1 protein-coding gene is annotated in these 1,071 nt (G+C 73.9%); it reads left to right on the top strand.

The features are described 5' to 3' along the window. Window positions 1–1,071: alpha/beta hydrolase (locus GT354_RS02735; protein WP_161354540.1), on the top strand; the 1,071-nt coding region annotated here is incomplete at both ends.

Below are 1,071 nucleotides of genomic sequence, written 5' to 3' on the forward strand. Positions count from 1 at the left end.
AACCCGACGCGGCCACGCCGGCCGGCCGAGGGCCCCACCTCGCCGCGACCCGCGCGTTCGCCGACGGGTGCCGCGCGTCGGCCGCGGACCTGCTGCCGCACCTGAGCACCCGCGACATCGCGCGCGATTTGGACCTGGTCCGGGCGGCCTTCGGCGAGGAGCACATCGCCGTCCTGGGCTACTCCTACGGCTCCTACCTCGGCGCCGTGTACGGGCAACTGTTCCCCGGCCGAGTGCACCGGATGGTGCTCGACAGCGTGGTGGACCCGACCCAGGTCTGGTATCGGACCGGCTTCCTCCAGGCCCGCGCCTTCCACGCGCGACACCGTGACTGGGCCGCGTGGGCCGCCGAGCGCGACGACCACTACCACCTGGGCACGCGCGCGCCGGCGGTGCTCGCGACCTGGGACCGGCTGCGCGCACGCGCCGCGGCGAACCCCGCCGGCGGCGTGTTCGGTGGGGTCGAGTTCGACCAGTTCACGATCGGCGGCCTCTACACCGACCGGAACTGGCCGGCCATGTCCGCCGCGCTCGCGGCATACGACGGAGGCGACCCCGGTCGGCTGATCGCCTCGAAGCACCCGGCGACCGCCGACGACGTCAACCTGGAATCGGTCTTCCAGAGCGTCTCGTGCGCCGACGCCCCCTTCCCGGCCGACGAGGCCACGTTCGACCTCGACATGATCCGGCTCAAGGCGCGCTACGGCGCGATCGGCGCGGCCATCGCCTCACCCGGGTCGTGCCTGTACCTCCAGACCAACACCGAACCGCCGACCACGATCGACGGCGCGGGTCTGCCCGGCGTGCTGCTGGTCCAGTCCGAGCGCGACCCGGCCACGCCCTACTCCGGAGCCCTGCGGATGCACGAGGCACTGCCGTCCTCGCGCCTGCTCACCGTGCGCGGCAACGGCAACCACGGACACTTCCTCGTCGACGGCCCGTGCGTGGACGATCCCGTCGTCGCCTACCTGGTCGACGGCAGCCTGCCCGCGACCGACACCACGTGCGACGGCGCGACGGCCCCGCCCGACCCGAAGACGCGCCGATTCGTGGCCCCGCCGCCCCGCCGCT

The sequence above is a fragment of the Streptomyces sp. SID3343 genome, from assembly GCF_009865215.1.
GTDB lineage: Bacteria > Actinomycetota > Actinomycetes > Streptomycetales > Streptomycetaceae > Embleya.